We start from the raw sequence: 16,935 nt of genomic DNA on the forward strand, positions 1-16,935 counted from the left end.
GATGAAGCTGTACACCCTTGATGAAACCTGTCTGGAAAATGCCCGCGCGGGATTGAAGCAGCCGTTTTCCCCGCTGCAGTTGGCGTTGAGCAAGCTGGTTGCCGAAGCGGATGTCTTAAGACGTGAAGCGCCGGAAAGCGTGGTGCATAAAAAACTGCGTCCGGCGAGCGGTGATGCCCACGATTACTACAGTCTGGGCACCTACTGGTGGCCAAACCCGCGGCGGCCCAACGGGCTGCCCTATATTCGCCGCGACGGGCACATTAACCCGCAGTGTGAAAATAACGATACCGATACTTCGCGCATTATTCGCATGTGCGAGCGCTGCCTGACGCTGGGACTGGCGTGGTACTTTACCGGGCAACGGCACTATGCGCTGGCGGCGGCGCAGCAAATTCGCTGCTGGTTCCTTGATGCCGATACGCGGATGAACCCGCATCTCAATTATGGCCAGGCGATCCCCGGGATTGTCTCCGGGCGCGGCACCGGGCTCATCGATACTCGCCTGCTGTGGATGGTGGTGGATACCATCGGCCTGATTAATACGGCTAACGTACTGGATACCGACGATATTATCGGTCTGCATCAATGGTTCCGCGACTTTAACCACTGGATGTACTACAGCGAGATTGGCCATTCGGAATACGTTTGGCACAATAACCACGGTACCTGGTACGATGCACAGCGCGCGGTTAACGCGCTGTTTTACGGTGATAAAGGGCTGGCGGCGCGCATTATCGAGCAGGGGATCACCCAGCGTATGGCGGCGCAAATTGATCAGGACGGTAAGCAGACCATGGAGCTGGAACGCACGATCCCGTTCCACTACTCACTGTTTAACCTCGAAGCACATTTGCTGCTCAACCGCTACGCCGAGCACGTCGAATTTGACCGCTGGAATACGATCCGCGATGGGCGAGGGGTGAAGCAGGGGATTGATTACCTGGTGCCGTTCGTCCGCGAACCGGACCTCTGGCCGTACAGCGATTTGCAGGGAATTGTCTGGGACAGCGCGCTGCGCGTGCTGTTGCAGTCAGTACGCGGCTATGCCAAACAGGCGGCAAACTATCGCGAAGCGTTGAAATGTCTGCCGCAGGAAACCCTACAGCTCAAAGAGCAGCTAATGTGGTGCCCGGGCTGATATGAGCGGCTTCCTCGGCTTTGGCCGGGGAAGCCTTGCGGCATCAGACGGCAGCGATAATTTTAATTTCGACTTTATAACGCGGGTTCATCAGTTTTGCCTGCACCGTGCAGCGCACCGGCGCATGGCCCGCAACCACCCACGCATCCCACGCTTTATTCATCGCGGCGAAATCATCTGCGTCAGGCAGGAAAATGGTGGCGTCGAGAATACGCGACTTGTTACTGCCCTGTTTTTCCAGTACGGCGTCAATTTGCGCCAGCGTATTTGCCGTTTGCTCAAAGGCGTCGGCATCCAGGTTTTCGGGTACGCCAGTGTAGTACAGCGTCTGGTTATGGATAACGACGTCAGACCAACGCGCTTCGGCATCAATACGTACAATTGTCATTTCAATTTCCTTTTAACATCACGGGTACACAATCTGTTAAGCGGCATCCAGGCCGGTGCTCCGGCGTTGCCCATGCCGATGCGGCTTAAAAGATGAGGCGCACAAACGCGGTAAGACTGCCACATTGTCGACGCCGCGTCACGACTTCGACTGGCATAAGCGGGGTTGGCCTGACATAATCACTGGGAATTTTTCCAGGGGGTAATGTGACGGACGATTTTGCAGCAGACGGCCAGCTTGCGCAGGCGATAAGCGGCTTTAAACCGCGTGAACCGCAGCGCCAGATGGCGCACGCCGTCATGAAGGCGATTGACGAGGGTCAACCGCTGGTGGTGGAAGCCGGTACGGGTACAGGTAAAACCTACGCCTACCTGGCGCCTGCATTGCGTGCCAATAAAAAGGTCATTATCTCTACCGGTTCAAAAGCGTTGCAGGATCAGCTCTACAGCCGCGATCTGCCCACGGTGTCAAAAGCGCTTAGCTACAGCGGTAAACTGGCGCTACTCAAAGGCCGTTCCAACTATTTGTGCCTCGAGCGTCTTGAGCAGCAGGCGCTGGCGGGGGGCGATCTCCCGGTACAGATCCTCAGCGATGTGATTTTACTGCGCAGTTGGTCAAATCAAACCGTCGATGGCGATATCAGTACCTGCGTTAGCGTGGCGGAAGATTCACAAGCGTGGCCGCTGGTCACCAGTACTAACGATAACTGCCTGGGCAGCGACTGCCCGCAGTATCAGGAGTGCTTTGTGGTGAAAGCGCGTAAAAAAGCGATGGACGCCGACGTGGTGGTGGTTAACCATCACCTGTTCCTCGCCGACATGGTGGTGAAAGAGAGCGGTTTTGGTGAGCTGATCCCGGAGGCTGAAGTGATGATCTTCGATGAAGCCCATCAGCTACCGGATATTGCCAGCCAGTATTTTGGCCAATCGCTTTCCAGCCGCCAGCTGTTGGATCTGGCAAAAGATGTCACCATTGCCTACCGTACCGAACTCAAAGATACCCAGCAGCTGCAAAAATGCGCCGACCGTCTGGCGCAGGCGACGCAGGATTTCCGTCTGCAGGTCGGCGATCCGGGCTATCGCGGCAATCTGCGCGAACTGCTCACCGATAACAACGTCCAGCGCGCGTTACTGCTGCTGGATGACGCGCTGGAGCTTTGCTACGACGTGGCCAAGCTGTCGCTCGGCCGCTCGGCGCTGCTGGATGTGGCATTTGAACGAGCTACCCTATATCGGGCGCGGTTAAAGCGTTTAAAAGAGATCAATACCCCCGGTTTTAGCTACTGGTACGAATGCAATTCCCGCCACTTCACGCTGGCGCTGACGCCGCTAACGGTGGCGGATAAATTTAAAGAAGTCATGGCGGCCAAGCCGGGCAGTTGGATCTTCACCTCCGCTACCCTGTCGGTTAATGACGATCTGCACCACTTCACTGAGCGACTGGGAATAGAAAACGCCGAGTCAATGTTGCTGCCTAGCCCATTTGACTACGCGACCCAGGCGTTACTGTGCGTGCCGCGTAATTTGCCGCTGCCAAATCAGCCGGGTGCTGCGCGCCATCTGGCTGCTATGCTGCGCCCGCTGATTGAAGCCAACAACGGCCGCTGCTTTATGCTGTGCACCTCGCACGCCATGATGCGCGACCTGGCAGAACAGTTCCGTGCCACCATGACCTTGCCGGTGCTGCTGCAGGGCGAAACCAGTAAAGGACAGCTGCTACAACAGTTCGTCAGCGCCGGTAACGCGCTGCTGGTGGCAACCAGCAGCTTCTGGGAAGGGGTCGATGTGCGCGGTGATGCGCTGTCGTTGGTGATTATCGATAAGCTACCGTTCACCTCTCCGGACGATCCGCTGCTTAAGGCCCGCATGGAAGATTGTCGCCTGCGCGGCGGCGATCCTTTTGACGACGTGCAGCTTCCCGATGCCGTCATCACTCTGAAACAGGGCGTAGGGCGATTGATTCGTGACGTCACCGATCGCGGCGTGCTGGTGATTTGTGATAATCGTCTGGTGATGCGCCCCTACGGCGCCACGTTCCTCGCCAGCCTACCGCCGGCGCCTCGTACCCGCGACATTCGCCGCGCGGTGCGCTTCCTGGCGCTCGCATCGACGCGGTAATACGCGCTAAAGTGTGATAAGATGCGCGCCATTTTGTTGATCTCTACGCTGAATCAATCAGGTTAACTGGGCGATAAGGCGTATATAACTGCGAGAGCGCGACTAATCCATGCGAATTCTGGCTATCGATACCGCCACGGAAGCCTGCTCGGCTGCCCTGTGGAATGATGGTAATACCTGTGCCCACTTCGAGCTTTGTCCCCGTGAACACACCCAACGTATTCTGCCTATCGTGCAGGATATTCTCACTCAAGGTGGCGTAAGCCTCACTGACCTCGACGCGCTGGCGTTTGGCCGCGGGCCGGGCAGCTTTACCGGCGTGCGTATCGGGATTGGTATCGCCCAAGGGTTGGCGCTGGGCGCCGAGCTGCCGATGATTGGCGTTTCTACGCTGGCGACCATGGCGCAAGGCGCATGGCGTAAGCAGGGCGCGTCACGCGTGCTCGCCGCCATTGATGCGCGCATGGGCGAAGTGTATTGGGCTGAATATCAGCGCGATGCACAGGGCGTGTGGCACGGTGAAAATACCGAAGCCGTATTGAAGCCGGAAGCCGTTCAACAGCGTCTGGCCGAGCTGGAAGGCGAGTGGGCAACGGTGGGGACCGGCTGGGCCGCCTGGCCGGATATGACCCAGGGAGCGAACGTGACGCTGAGCGATGGCGATGTGTTGCTGCCAGAAGCGGAAGATATGCTGCCTATCGCCTGCCAACTGCTGGAACAGGGTAAAACGGTCGCCGTCGACAAAGCTGAACCAGTTTATTTGCGTAATGAGGTTGCCTGGAAGAAACTTCCTGGCCGCGAATGAATCTCAATAGAGAGATATTGAGAATATAGGAGCAGCATCATGGCAGGTAAACAGACGGTCTTTCGGGGTGTTATCGCAGGTCTTATCGCCGTAGCGTTAAGCGGTTGCGTCACCGTGCCTGATGCCATTCAGGGCAGTAGCCCTACGCCGCAGCAGGATTTGGTGCGGGTGATGTCCGCGCCGCAGCTATACGTTGGCCAGGAGTCACGTTTTGGCGGTACGGTGGTCGGTATTGAAAACCAGCAGGGTCATACCCGGCTGGAGATCGCCACGGTTCCGTTGGACAGCGGCGCACGGCCTACGCTGGGTGAAGCATCACGCGGGCGAATCTATGCTGACGTGAACGGTTTTCTTGATCCTGTAGACTATCGCGGCCAACTGGTGACGGTTGTCGGCCCGATCGTTGGGACGCTGGAAGGCAAAGTCGGGACCACCAAATACACCTTCCTGCACGTACAGGCGACGGGCTACAAGCGCTGGCGTATTGCGCAGCAGGTGGTGATGCCACCACAGCCGATGATCGATCCGTGGGGGTTTGGTCCTCGTCCCTGGAATTACGGTTACGGTGGTTGGGGCTGGTACAACACCGGCCCTGCAGAAGTCCGGAACGTCGTAACGGAATAAGATCTGAAGTCTGAGAGACAAAAAAGAAACAGCGGCTAGCCCGCTGTTTCTTCGTTGTAATGGATATAAAAAAAATAAAGAGTGACGCGCTTCGCAACCTTAATTTCGAGTGATTCTTAAACTGGTACGCTGAGTTAATATTATGTTAACGAAAGTTTACCATTTGGGGTTGTGATGACGACAAATACGTATTTTAGAGGTGATGCTTTGAATAAGGTTTGGCTCAACCGTTATCCTGCTGATGTTCCGGCAGAGATCAACCCTGACCGCTATCAATCCCTGGTGGAACTGTTTGAACAGGCGACAACCCGCTTCGCGGATCAGCCTGGCTTCGTCAATATGGGCGAAGTGATGACCTTCCGAAAACTGGAAGAGCGCAGCCGCGCTTTCGCCGCGTATCTTCAGCAGGGGCTGGGGCTCAAGCAGGGCGATCGCGTCGCGCTGATGATGCCTAACTTGTTGCAGTATCCGGTTGCGCTGTTTGGTATTCTGCGCGCCGGGATGATTGTTGTTAACGTCAACCCGTTGTACACCCCGCGCGAGCTGGAGCACCAGCTTAACGATAGCGGCGCGCAGGCGATTGTTATCGTTTCTAACTTTGCCCATACCCTGGAAAAGGTGGTGGACAAAACTTCGGTAAAACACGTGATATTGACCCGCATGGGCGATCAGCTGTCGACCGCGAAAGGGACGCTGGTCAACTTTGTGGTGAAGTACATCAAACGACTGGTGCCGAAATATCATCTGCCGGACGCGATTTCTTTCCGCCGCGCGCTGCATTCTGGCTATCGTCTACAGTACGTTAAACCGGTAGTGAAAGCGGATGACATTGCCTTCCTGCAGTACACCGGCGGCACGACCGGCGTAGCGAAAGGGGCGATGCTGACCCATCGCAATATGCTTGCCAACCTGGAGCAGGTGAAAGCCACCTACGGGCCGCTGCTGCATGAAGGTAAAGAGGTGGTGATCACCGCACTGCCGCTGTACCACATCTTCGCTCTGACCATGAATTGCCTGCTGTTTATCGAACTGGGCGGGAAAAATATTCTGATCACCAACCCGCGTGATATTCCGGGGCTGGTGAAAGAGCTGGCGAAATACCCGTTCACCGCGATGACCGGGGTGAATACGCTATTTAACGCGCTGCTAAACAATAAAGATTTCCAGCAGCTTGATTTCTCGACTCTGCATCTGTCCGCCGGCGGCGGGATGCCGGTGAATCACTCGGTGGCCGAACGCTGGGTGAAGCTGACCGGGCAATATCTGCTGGAAGGCTACGGCCTGACCGAATGTGCGCCGCTGGTCAGCGTGAACCCGCACGATATCGATTATCACAGCGGCAGCATTGGATTGCCGGTGCCGTCTACCGACGTGAAGCTGGTGGACGATGATGATAATGAAGTGGCTACCGGCGAACCGGGCGAGCTGTGCGTGAAAGGGCCGCAGGTGATGGAAGGCTACTGGCAGCGTCCGGATGCCACCGATGAAATTATCAAAGACGGCTGGCTACATACCGGCGATATCGCGGTGATGGATGACGAAGGTTTCCTGCGCATCGTCGACCGTAAGAAGGATATGATTCTGGTGTCCGGCTTCAACGTTTATCCGAACGAAATTGAAGACGTGGTCATGCAGCACTCTGGCGTGCTGGAAGTGGCGGCCGTCGGCGTACCGTCCGGTAACAGCGGCGAAGCCGTGAAGATTTTCGTGGTCAAAAAAGAGGCCAGTCTGACCGAAGAGGCGCTGATCACTTTCTGCCGCCGCCAGCTCACCGGCTATAAAGTGCCGAAACTGGTCGAATTCCGGGATGAACTGCCGAAGTCGAACGTCGGCAAAATTTTACGACGAGAATTACGTGACGAAGCCCGTGCCAAAGTGGACAATAAGGGATAAGCCACGAGTCATGATGCCTAACGCCAGCTCTGCTGGCGTTTTTTTTGGCAAAAAATAAGAGAGTATGATTTGAACTATCAGATGATCACCACCAACGACGCGCTCAGCACGCTGTGCGACGCGGTTCGTCAGACTAACGCCGTGGCGCTGGATACCGAGTTTGTCCGTACCCGAACCTACTACCCACAGCTGGGGCTTATCCAGCTCTTTGACGGCGAACGTACGGCGCTCATTGATCCTCTGGGTATTACCGATTGGTCGCCGCTACAGGCGATTTTGCAGGACCGTAACATTACCAAATATCTGCACGCGGGGAGTGAAGACCTGGAAGTCTTCATGAATACGTTCGGCGCGATGCCGCAGCCGCTGATTGATACTCAGGTGCTGGCTGCCTTCTGCGGGCGCCCAATGTCATGGGGCTTTGCGGCGATGGTCGCCGAATACTCCGGCGTTGAGCTTGATAAGAGCGAATCGCGTACCGATTGGCTGGCACGGCCGTTGACTGAACGCCAGTGTGAATATGCGGCAGCCGACGTCTGGTATTTGCTGCCGATTGCCCACACGCTGATGGCCGAAACCGCACAGGCAGGCCGTCTGGACTGGGCGCTGAACGAATGCCAGCTGATGCAGCAGCGCCGTCAGGAAGTGACCGACCCGAGCGATGCCTGGCGTGACATCACCAATGCCTGGCAGCTGCGGACGCGTCAACTGGCCTGTTTGCAGCTGTTGGCGGATTGGCGCCTGCGTAAAGCCCGTGAGCGCGATCTGGCGGTTAACTTTGTGGTCCGCGAAGAGCATCTGTGGAGCGTGGCGCGCTATATGCCGGGCAGCCTCGGTGAACTGGATAGCCTGGGGCTGTCGGGCAGCGAAATTCGCTTCCACGGTAAAACGCTGTTGAGTCTGGTGGAAAAAGCGCAGGCGCTGCCGGAGTCTTCGTTGCCAGAACCGCTGCTCAATCTGATGGATATGCCGGGCTACCGTAAGGCGTTTAAAGAGATTAAGGCGCTGGTGCAGGAAGTGGGGCAGGAAAATGGCGTAAGCGCTGAAATGCTGGCTTCCCGTCGCCAGATAAACCAACTGCTGAACTGGCACTGGCAGCTAAAACCGCGCGCGACCGCACCGGAGATGATTTCCGGCTGGCGTGGTGAATTGCTGACCGGGCGTCTTGACGCGCTGCTTGCGCAGTACCCGCGTTAACCGAATCACCGTACTGCGTGAAGGCAGGAAACATAAAAAAGGCGCTATCATTAGCGCCTTTTTTACACGACTCAAAGTCAGGATTTTGACTCTTCGGCTTCCGGTAGCGTGACGTTGAGTTCCAGAATCGAAATATCCCCGTCTTTTTGCTCCAGTTGCACCGTGACCATTTCCGGGTCGATCTGCACGTAGCGGCAAATCACTTCCAGAATATCTTTCCGTAGCTGCGGCAGATAGTGCGGTTCTGCATCGCTGCGGCGGCGTTCCGCGACAATGATTTGCAGACGTTCTTTAGCGATGTTAGCGGTATGCTTTTTCCGTGAGAGAAAAAAGTCGAGTAATGCCATGATTTATCCTCCGAACAGGCGTTTGAGGAAACCTTTCTTCTCTTCTTCAACGAAGCGGAAAGGACGTTCTTCTCCCAACAGACGATCTACGGTATCCGCGTAGGCTTTGCCTGCATCAGACACTTCATCCAGAATAACTGGCTCACCTTGGTTTGAGGCGCGCAGTACGGACTGATCTTCTGGAATGACACCGACCAGCTTAATGCGCAGGATTTCCAGCACATCTTCCATGCTCAGCATGTCACCTTTGTTCACGCGGCCTGGGTTATAGCGCGTTAACAGCAGATGTTCTTTGATTGGGTCTTCACCATTTTCCGCGCGGCGTGATTTGGACGCCAGGATGCCCAGGATGCGGTCAGAGTCACGCACGGACGACACTTCTGGGTTGGTGGTGATAATCGCTTCGTCGGCGAAGTACAGCGCCATCAGCGCGCCGGTTTCGATACCCGCTGGGGAATCGCAAACGACGAAGTCGAACTCCATCTTTTTCAGTTCGTCGAGCACTTTTTCGACGCCTTCACGGGTCAGTGCATCTTTGTCACGCGTCTGGGAGGCGGGGAGAATATAGAGATTTTCGGTGCGCTTATCTTTGATTAACGCCTGATTCAGCGTGGCATCACCCTGGATAACGTTAACAAAATCATAAACTACGCGACGTTCGCAGCCCATGATCAGGTCAAGGTTACGCAGACCGATATCAAAATCGATAACGACCGTTTTCTTTCCCTTCTGCGCCAAACCAGTCGCGATGGCCGCGCTGGAGGTGGTCTTACCCACGCCCCCTTTACCTGAAGTCACAACAATAATGCGTGCCATAGAGATTCCTTGTTAAAAAGGGATTAATTTAACGGTTGAATTGTCAAAGCGTTATCGTCCAAACGCAGACGGGCCGCTTTGCCATAAAATTCGGCTGGGATTTTATCGCTCAGCCAATATTCCCCTGCAATAGAGACCAGCTCCGCCGCAAGGTGGGTACAAAATACTTGTGCTTCCCGGTCTCCGCCGGCGCCAGCCAGAACGCGGCCACGCATCATACCGTAGACATGAATATTGCCATCGGCGATAAGTTCTGCGCCTGCGCTGACGTTGCTGGTCACAATCAGATCACAGTTTGGTGCATAAATGCGCTGACCGGAACGTACCGGCGTATCAATCATTCGCGTTTTTGTGATCGCATTAACAATTGGTGCCGGTTCAGGCTCTGGCGTGGGCTCAACGGGCTGCGGTCGGGCAACTTTTTCTTTCCCTTCAGTCAGTAAAGGGAGGCCCGATTGGTCGATAGCGGCTTTGAACTGCGGGTTCTTGCAGCCGCTAACGCCTACAATACGTAAGCCGACAGACATAATGGCCTGCTGAATTGCGCGCCATTGAGTGAATTCTTCAAGGCGGCTGACGTTAACCACCACAGGTGCATGACGGAAAAAAGCCGGAGCCTGGGCGACCTTGTCTTCTAACGCCTGACGAATAACCTCGGCATTTGCATCGTGCAAATGAACCACAGATAAGGTGAAGCTACTGCCTTTAAGTTCGATTGGCGTGTTTGACATCCTGGCCTTACTCAATTTGCTATTTACCATCGCATAATGCGCGATGATATTCCGAAGACTATCAGGCATGTTATAGTCACTAATATATTCAAGCAAGCAACCACAGTCCTAATTCAGAGTAAAAATATGTTTTGTGTGATTTATCGTAGTACTAAACGCGACCAAACCTATTTGTATGTCGAAAAAAAAGACGACTTCTCGCGCGTGCCCGCTGAATTAATGCAGGGCTTCGGTCAGCCGAAGCTGGCGATGGTGCTGCCGCTGGACGGACGTAAGAAACCGGTCAATGCCGATTGGGAAAAGGTAAAACAGGCGTTAGTTGAGCAGGGGTATTATTTGCAGCTCCCGCCACCGCCTGAAAATCTGTTAAAACAGCATCTGGCCGACGCCAAAAATAAGGGCGAATAATTCATTCGCTTCCGGCAGATGTATGTCCATGGTAACAACGATTAAGGGAAAAGCATGTATCAGCATCATAACTGGCAGGGCGCTCTGCTGGATTACCCGGTAAGCAAAGTTGTTTGTGTTGGCAGTAATTATGCAAAACATATCCAGGAAATGGGCAGCGCAACGCCGGAAGAACCCGTTTTGTTTATTAAGCCGGAAACGGCGCTGTGCGATTTACGCCAGCCGCTGATTCTGCCGCAGGGGTTGGGTTCAGTGCATCACGAAGTTGAGCTGGCGGTGCTGATTGGGGCGACGCTGCGTCAGGCAACGCCGGATCACGTCCAGCAGGCCATTGCCGGATACGGTGTTGCGTTGGATCTCACTCTGCGCGATGTGCAGGGGAAAATGAAAAAAGCCGGACAGCCGTGGGAGAAAGCGAAGGGCTTTGATAATTCCTGCCCAATCTCCGGCTTTATTCCGGTTTCGGCTTTTTCAGGTGATCCGCAAAATATCACGCTGGGGCTGTCGGTGAACGGCGAAATACGTCAACAGGGGACGACGGCAGATATGATCCATAAAATCGTGCCGCTGATTGCCTATATGAGCCGCTTCTTTACCCTGAAACCGGGTGATGTGGTGCTAACCGGCACGCCAGAAGGCGTCGGCCCGCTGCACAGTGGCGACGAGCTGGACGTTCAGTTTAACGGCCAATCTCTGACAACGCGCGTACTGTAATCCCTTCTTGCCGCCCCATTCGGGCGGCAAAACTTGCATCCCTGTGCCAGACTGGTTATAAGATGCAACCCGATTTTTGATGTGGACATCCTGATGAGCGAATTACCTTTCTGGCAAAGCAAAACCCTTGATGATATGACCGACGCCGAGTGGGAATCGCTGTGCGACGGCTGTGGGCAGTGCTGCCTGCACAAGCTGATGGATGAAGACACCGATGAAATCTATTTTACCAACGTCGCCTGCCGTCAGCTCAATATCAAAACCAGCCAGTGCCGTAACTATGAGCGTCGTTTCGAGTACGAGCCTGACTGCATCAAGCTGACGCGCGATAACCTGCCAACCTTCGAATGGTTACCGCATACCTGCGCCTATCGCCTGCTGGCGGAAGGGCAGCCGCTGCCGCAGTGGCATCCGCTGATTGCCGGCTCGAAGGCCGCTATGCACGGCGAGCGTATCTCCGTGCGCCATATCGCGGTGAAAGAGTCCGAAGTGATCGATTGGCAGGATCACATCATGAACAAACCCGAATGGGCTGACTAATTCGCAATTTCCGCGACAATCTTTTGATTTTTACTTTTTAGTAACAAATTTGCTGGGTAAATCTCGTCCCGTGCCGATAGTGTATCTATTCGCTGCGGTATGAGGTTGCTGATGAATAATTCAATAAGACTGTTAGTCCTGGCCGTGGTGATAAACCTGGGGGGATGGGGACTGCTGCTTGCGGCGGGATACGGTATCTGGGCGCTGATAGGATAGGCAGATGGCATGCCAGCCGCAAAGGTGATGCAGCTGGCAATAAATGCGATTAACGGCCGAACAGGTCGCGTCTTTTTGGCTTAAACGGCTGGGCAATCAGAACCAGCAGCGCCACAATCAGGTAGGCGGCAAAAATACCCACCAGCCACTGCGGCATCTCCAGCGATAAAAACTCCCACTGACGCACCGAGCAGTCGCCTGATGCTACAAACACCTGCGGCAACCATTTGTCTAAAGGCAACCAGCTTGGGAAGCGTGCCATAAAGTCGCAGGTCATAAACGGCGACGGATGAAGCTGGATCATCGTGTGTTCCCACGCCAACTGCAAACCGCGAAATGCGCTGTAAATCCAGATAAAAATCGCCACGTAGCGCAGCGGACTTTTTGGCGCGATCGCCCCCACCAGTCCGGCACCCATAATGCCAAACAGCGCGCAGCGCTCGTAAATACACAGAACACATGGCTTCAACAACATCACGTGTTGGAACCATAATGCCACTAACTCAAGCGCAAAAGCGGTCAACGCCATTAATAACCAGGCACTGCGGCCACGTGAGCTCTGGTTTAAATATCGCAACATAATTATTTCCCTGGAACGAGCTGTGAAAACGCAGTGTAAACGAAAACGATAGCCGTGCCATCTGGCTATGCGCAATAAATCGTAAATGGTCGGGCAATGCCGGTGAGAAATTCACCGGCAGCGAGAAATGCCGCGATTTTAGTGGCTTATTGAAGGGAGCGCGACAAGCCCCTGGCTCATCATCCAGTCAATGGCGGGCTGAAGGGTAAATTCTACGCACAGCAGACCCACCAGCGTCAGCACGAGCGTGTACGGCAGCGCCATCCACACCATTCTGCCGTAAGACAGTCGAATCAGCGGCGCTAGTGCAGACGTCAGCAGGAACAAGAACGCGGCCTGCCCGTTTGGCGTCGCCACTGACGGCAAGTTGGTCCCGGTATTGATCGCCACCGCCAGCAGTTCAAACTGCGGCAGGGTAATCGCCCCGTTATCCAGCGCGGTTTTAGCCTCGTTGATATAAACCGTGCCGACAAAGACGTTATCCGATATTGACGATAACACGCCGTTAAATAGATAGAACAGCGAGCGCTGCGCGTGCGGCGACGCCTGCAGGACAAAGTCGATAATCGGCGCGAACAGATGCTGATCGATAATCACCGCCACCACAGCGAAGAAAACGGTCAGCAGAGCGGTGAACGGCAGCGCTTCGGTAAAGGCTTTACCGATCGCGTGCTCGTCGGTGATACCCGTAAAGGAGGTGGCGAAGATAATCACCGTCAGCCCGATCAGCCCCACTTCCGCCAGATGCAGCGCCAGCGCCAGCACCAGCCAAACGCCGATAACCCCCTGAACGATAAGCCGCATGGTTTCCTGCTGCGTGCGCTGTTTGCGGCTGCGTTCGTCGTAGTCGTGGAGAATTTTTCGCACCGTATCGGGTAATTCGGCGCCGTAGCCGAAGGCTTTGCATTTCTCCAGCAGGAAACAGGTGAGAATGCCGCAGAAAAATACCGGAATGGTCACCGGCGACATGCGTAGGAAGAATTCACCGAAGTGCCAACCGGCGACTTTGGCGATAATCAGGTTCTGCGGCTCACCCACCATAGTCATTACGCCGCCTAGCGCGGTGCCGACGCCCGCATGCATCATCAGGCTACGCAAGAAGGCGCGGAACTGCTCCAGTACTTCGCGGTTATGCTTGTCGATGTGGCTATCATCAAGCAGATCGTCGTCATCAGGGCGCGAGGAGACAACCCGATGATAAATGCTGTAGAAGCCCACCGCGACGCTGATGATCACCGCCACGACCGTCAGCGCATCAAGGAACGCTGACAGGAAGGCCGCGGCCAGGCAGAAGGCGATAGACAGCAGCCGTTTGCTGCGAATGGTGAGCAGCAGGCGGGTGAAGATAAACAGCAGCAGCTGCTTCATAAAGTAGATACCGGCGACCATAAAGATCAGCAGCAGTAAAACTTCCAGATTGGCGGCAATTTCATTGCGCACGTGTTCGGCTGAGGTCATGCCGATAAAGACAGCTTCAATTGCCAGCAAACCACCGGGGATCAGCGGGTAGCATTTCAGCGCCATGGCGAGGGTGAAGATAAATTCGACGACCAGCAGCCATCCGGCGACAAACGGATTGAGTAAAAAGACTAACGGATTGATGATTAAGAAGATAATCAGCAGCAGTTTATACCAGTCCGGTGACTGGCCGAGAAAGTTGCGCCACAGGGCGCGACCGTAGGAAATTTCCATGACAACCGTTTTCCTCCTGAAAAGATAACATTTTTTACCATTTATTCGGACGTACTACCAGAAATGCCCCAGCAAGCGGGCTTTCCGGGATAAAAAAGAAATGTGAAAAATGAAACAGCGATCCCTTTTTAATTCACCCGTCCCGCTATCTGCACTATGTTGGCTCTGGTATGATGAGTCCAATTGCAACGCTGTGTAATGGAATTTTTACTATGGTCATTAAGGCGCAAAGCCCGGCGGGTTTCGCGGAAGAGTATATTGTTGAAAGTATCTGGAATAACCGTTTTCCTCCAGGCTCAATACTTCCTGCTGAACGTGAACTCTCTGAATTAATTGGTGTGACTCGCACCACCTTACGTGAAGTGTTGCAACGTCTGGCACGCGATGGCTGGTTAACCATCCAACACGGTAAGCCAACGAAGGTCAATAATTTCTGGGAAACATCGGGGCTGAATATCCTGGAAACGCTGGCACGTCTCGATCACGACAGCGTACCGCAGTTGATCGACAATCTGCTCTCCGTGCGTACCAATATCGCGACCATCTATATTCGCACCGCATTCCGTCAACATCCGGAAAAAGCGCTGGAAGTACTGGCGAGCGCGCGTGAGGTGGAAGACTACGCCGATGCATTTGCCGAGCTGGATTACGGCATTTTCCGCGGTCTGGCGTTTGCCTCCGGCAACCCGATCTACGGTCTGATCTTAAACGGCATGAAGGGCCTGTATACCCGCCTCGGCCGTCACTACTTCTCAAGCCCGGAAGCACGCAGCCTGGCGCTGGGTTTCTACCATCGACTGACTGAACTGTGCGAGCAGGGCGATCACGATAAGGTGTATGAGACGGTGCGCCGCTACGGTCACGAGAGTGGTCAGATTTGGCACCGGATGCAGAAAAATCTGCCCGGCGATCTGGCGATCCACGGCCGTTAATTTCCGGCTTTATAAAATAAAACACCCCGGTTATGCCGGGGTGTTTTGCATTTAACGCTTATAACGCATTAGGGCGCGGTGGGCAGCGGTCGAGCAGCTCAACGCTGCCATCGGCATTTTGCTGTTCCAGATGAACGTCAAAGCCCCACAGACGCTGCACATGCTTGAGCACCTCACGACGGCCTTTATCCAGCGGCGCGCGGTTATGCGGTACGTAGCGCAGCGTCAACGAGCGATCGCCGCGCAGGTCGACGTTCCACACCTGAATGTTCGGCTCGAGGTTACTCAGGTTATATTGTGAAGAGAGCTGCGAGCGAATCTCGCGATAGCCCTCCTCGTTGTGAATGGCAGAAATTTCCAGATAGTTATGCTGATCGTCATCCAGCACGGTAAACAGGCGGAAATCGCGCATGATTTTCGGCGACAGGAACTGGCTGATAAAACTCTCGTCTTTAAAATCCCGCATCGCAAAATGCAGCGTCGTCAGCCAGTCGGAACCTGCGATGTCCGGGAACCAATATTTGTCTTCCTCGGTCGGATTCTGACAGATACGCTTAATGTCCTGGAACATGGCAAAACCCAGCGCGTAAGGGTTAATACCGCTGTACCATGGGCTGTTATACGGTGGCTGGAAGACCACGTTGGTGTGGCTATGCAAAAATTCCAGCATAAAGCGTTCGGTCACTTTTCCCTCATCGTAAAGATGATTGAGAATGGTGTAGTGCCAGAAAGTGGCCCAGCCTTCGTTCATCACCTGAGTTTGCTTCTGCGGATAAAAATACTGGCTGACCTTGCGCACAATACGCAGGATCTCACGCTGCCAGGGTTCAAGCAGCGGTGCATTCTTTTCCATAAAGTACAGCAGGTTTTCCTGCGGCTCGGACGGGTAGCGGCGGGCGGCCTCTGACGCTTTTTCTTCATCGCGTTTTGGCAGGGTGCGCCACAGCATATTCACCTGGCTTTGCAGATACTCCTCGCGGCTCTTCTGCCGCGCTTTCTCTTCCTGCAGGGAGATTTTTTGCGGGCGTTTGTAGCGATCCACCCCGTAGTTCATCAGCGCATGGCAGGAGTCAAGCAGCCGTTCCACCTCATCAACGCCGTAACGCTCTTCGCAATCGGTAATGTATTTGCGCGCAAACAGCAGATAGTCAACGATGGAGCTGGCGTCCGTCCAGCTACGGAACAGGTAGTTGTTTTTAAAGAAAGAGTTGTGCCCGTAGCAGGCGTGCGCCATCACCAGCGCCTGCATGGTAATGGTGTTCTCTTCCATCAAATACGCAATACACGGGTTGGAGTTAATGACGATTTCATACGCCAGGCCCTGCTGGCCGTGTTTGTACTGGCGTTCGGTCTCAATAAACTTTTTACCAAATGACCAGTGCGGGTAGTTAATCGGCATCCCCACGCTGGAATAGGCATCCATCATCTGCTCGGAGGTGATGACTTCGATTTGATGTGGGTAGGTGTCCAGTCGATACAGCTTCGCTACCCGGTCAATCTCAGCCAGATAGGTTTCGAGCAGCGAAAACGTCCAGTCGGGTCCATCGCTCAGACGAGTAGTGTCCTGATTCATCGAGTCAATCGTAGCCATTAGCGCGCCCTCATTGTTGGCGACCCTCTCTGTCTGGAGAGCCTCAAATAAAGAATAGAACACCGCAGAAAATCTGTAACAAGCGGCATTTTTTTTCTTCATGATTAATTCATCCTAAGGCCGAAAATTTGGCGCCTTTACAGGATTTTATGCTGACAAAAAATAACGGGCAGCAGGAGATCGCAATTTCCCGCTATCCACGC

At 54.4% G+C, this 16,935-nt stretch carries 17 protein-coding genes; 10 read left to right on the forward strand and 7 right to left on the reverse strand.

Features of this window, described 5'->3' with window-relative positions:
- Position 1 precedes the first annotated feature (1 nt).
- On the forward strand, positions 2-1,141 hold the full coding sequence (locus KCR01S_RS06080) for an alginate lyase family protein (RefSeq protein ID WP_061281517.1): 1,140 nt from the start codon (positions 2-4) through the stop codon (positions 1,139-1,141).
- A gap of 43 nt (positions 1,142-1,184) precedes the next feature.
- On the opposite strand, the gene KCR01S_RS06085 is transcribed toward KCR01S_RS06080, so the two are convergent.
- Entirely contained in the window at positions 1,185-1,529 is a 345-nt protein-coding gene (locus KCR01S_RS06085) for a RidA family protein (RefSeq protein ID WP_061281084.1), read from the reverse strand.
- Positions 1,530-1,735: 206 nt separating this feature from the next.
- Here KCR01S_RS06085 and KCR01S_RS06090 point away from each other — a divergent pair, with 206 nt between their 5' ends.
- From KCR01S_RS06090 to rnd, 5 genes are all read left to right on the forward strand, one after another.
- Positions 1,736-3,646 (forward strand): DNA repair helicase YoaA, encoded by a 1,911-nt coding sequence (locus KCR01S_RS06090; protein WP_061281086.1) that lies wholly within the window; start codon positions 1,736-1,738, stop codon positions 3,644-3,646.
- A 109-nt stretch (positions 3,647-3,755) separates the two neighbouring features.
- A complete protein-coding gene (tsaB, locus tag KCR01S_RS06095; protein WP_061281089.1) occupies positions 3,756-4,451 on the forward strand; it encodes a tRNA (adenosine(37)-N6)-threonylcarbamoyltransferase complex dimerization subunit type 1 TsaB in 696 nt (231 codons plus the stop codon).
- A gap of 39 nt (positions 4,452-4,490) precedes the next feature.
- The gene (locus tag KCR01S_RS06100; RefSeq protein WP_061281092.1) at positions 4,491-5,075 is read left to right on the forward strand and encodes a Slp/YeaY family lipoprotein; all 585 of its coding nucleotides are present in this window, start codon (positions 4,491-4,493) and stop codon (positions 5,073-5,075) included.
- A gap of 207 nt (positions 5,076-5,282) precedes the next feature.
- Positions 5,283-6,968, forward strand: a complete 1,686-nt coding sequence (fadD, locus tag KCR01S_RS06105; protein ID WP_061281095.1) for a long-chain-fatty-acid--CoA ligase FadD — start codon at positions 5,283-5,285, stop codon at positions 6,966-6,968.
- Positions 6,969-7,049: 81 nt separating this feature from the next.
- Complete coding sequence (rnd, locus tag KCR01S_RS06110) at positions 7,050-8,165, forward strand: ribonuclease D (protein ID WP_061281518.1); 1,116 nt, start codon at positions 7,050-7,052, stop codon at positions 8,163-8,165.
- 77 nt (positions 8,166-8,242) lie between these two features.
- Here rnd and minE read toward each other — a convergent pair whose 3' ends face one another.
- The 3 genes from minE to minC are packed head-to-tail and all read right to left on the reverse strand — an operon-like array spanning position 8,243 to position 10,059.
- Complete coding sequence (minE, locus tag KCR01S_RS06115) at positions 8,243-8,512, reverse strand: cell division topological specificity factor MinE (RefSeq protein WP_052285609.1); 270 nt, start codon at positions 8,510-8,512, stop codon at positions 8,243-8,245.
- 3 nt (positions 8,513-8,515) lie between these two features.
- Entirely contained in the window at positions 8,516-9,328 is an 813-nt protein-coding gene (minD, locus tag KCR01S_RS06120; RefSeq protein WP_061281099.1) for a septum site-determining protein MinD, read from the reverse strand.
- Between the two features lie 23 nt (positions 9,329-9,351).
- Positions 9,352-10,059, reverse strand: coding sequence for a septum site-determining protein MinC (gene minC / locus KCR01S_RS06125; RefSeq protein ID WP_061281102.1), 708 nt, complete (start codon positions 10,057-10,059; stop codon positions 9,352-9,354).
- Positions 10,060-10,185: 126 nt separating this feature from the next.
- Between minC and KCR01S_RS06130 the strand changes: the two genes are divergently transcribed.
- From KCR01S_RS06130 to KCR01S_RS06140, 3 genes are all read left to right on the forward strand, one after another.
- On the forward strand, positions 10,186-10,467 hold the full coding sequence (locus KCR01S_RS06130; protein WP_061281105.1) for a YcgL domain-containing protein: 282 nt from the start codon (positions 10,186-10,188) through the stop codon (positions 10,465-10,467).
- Between the two features lie 54 nt (positions 10,468-10,521).
- Complete coding sequence (locus KCR01S_RS06135) at positions 10,522-11,181, forward strand: fumarylacetoacetate hydrolase family protein (protein ID WP_061281108.1); 660 nt, start codon at positions 10,522-10,524, stop codon at positions 11,179-11,181.
- A gap of 93 nt (positions 11,182-11,274) precedes the next feature.
- On the forward strand, positions 11,275-11,721 hold the full coding sequence (locus KCR01S_RS06140) for a YcgN family cysteine cluster protein (protein ID WP_061281111.1): 447 nt from the start codon (positions 11,275-11,277) through the stop codon (positions 11,719-11,721).
- A gap of 265 nt (positions 11,722-11,986) precedes the next feature.
- Here the strand turns inward: KCR01S_RS06140 and dsbB are convergent, their stop codons facing one another.
- Positions 11,987-12,517, reverse strand: a complete 531-nt coding sequence (gene dsbB / locus KCR01S_RS06145) for a disulfide bond formation protein DsbB (protein WP_061281115.1) — start codon at positions 12,515-12,517, stop codon at positions 11,987-11,989.
- Positions 12,518-12,655: 138 nt separating this feature from the next.
- Positions 12,656-14,209 carry a Na(+)/H(+) antiporter NhaB gene (gene nhaB / locus KCR01S_RS06150; protein ID WP_061281119.1) on the reverse strand — a complete coding sequence of 518 codons (1,554 nt, stop codon included), beginning with the start codon at positions 14,207-14,209 and terminating at the stop codon, positions 12,656-12,658.
- Between the two features lie 212 nt (positions 14,210-14,421).
- Between nhaB and fadR the strand changes: the two genes are divergently transcribed.
- Positions 14,422-15,141, forward strand: coding sequence for a fatty acid metabolism transcriptional regulator FadR (gene fadR / locus KCR01S_RS06155; RefSeq protein ID WP_061281123.1), 720 nt, complete (start codon positions 14,422-14,424; stop codon positions 15,139-15,141).
- Positions 15,142-15,199: 58 nt separating this feature from the next.
- On the opposite strand, the gene KCR01S_RS06160 is transcribed toward fadR, so the two are convergent.
- Positions 15,200-16,732: a SpoVR family protein gene (locus KCR01S_RS06160; protein WP_061281126.1), complete on the reverse strand. Its 1,533-nt coding sequence runs from the start codon at positions 16,730-16,732 to the stop codon at positions 15,200-15,202.
- Positions 16,733-16,935 lie beyond the last annotated feature (203 nt).

The organism is Kluyvera cryocrescens NBRC 102467, from assembly GCF_001571285.1.
Lineage (GTDB): Bacteria > Pseudomonadota > Gammaproteobacteria > Enterobacterales > Enterobacteriaceae > Kluyvera > Kluyvera cryocrescens.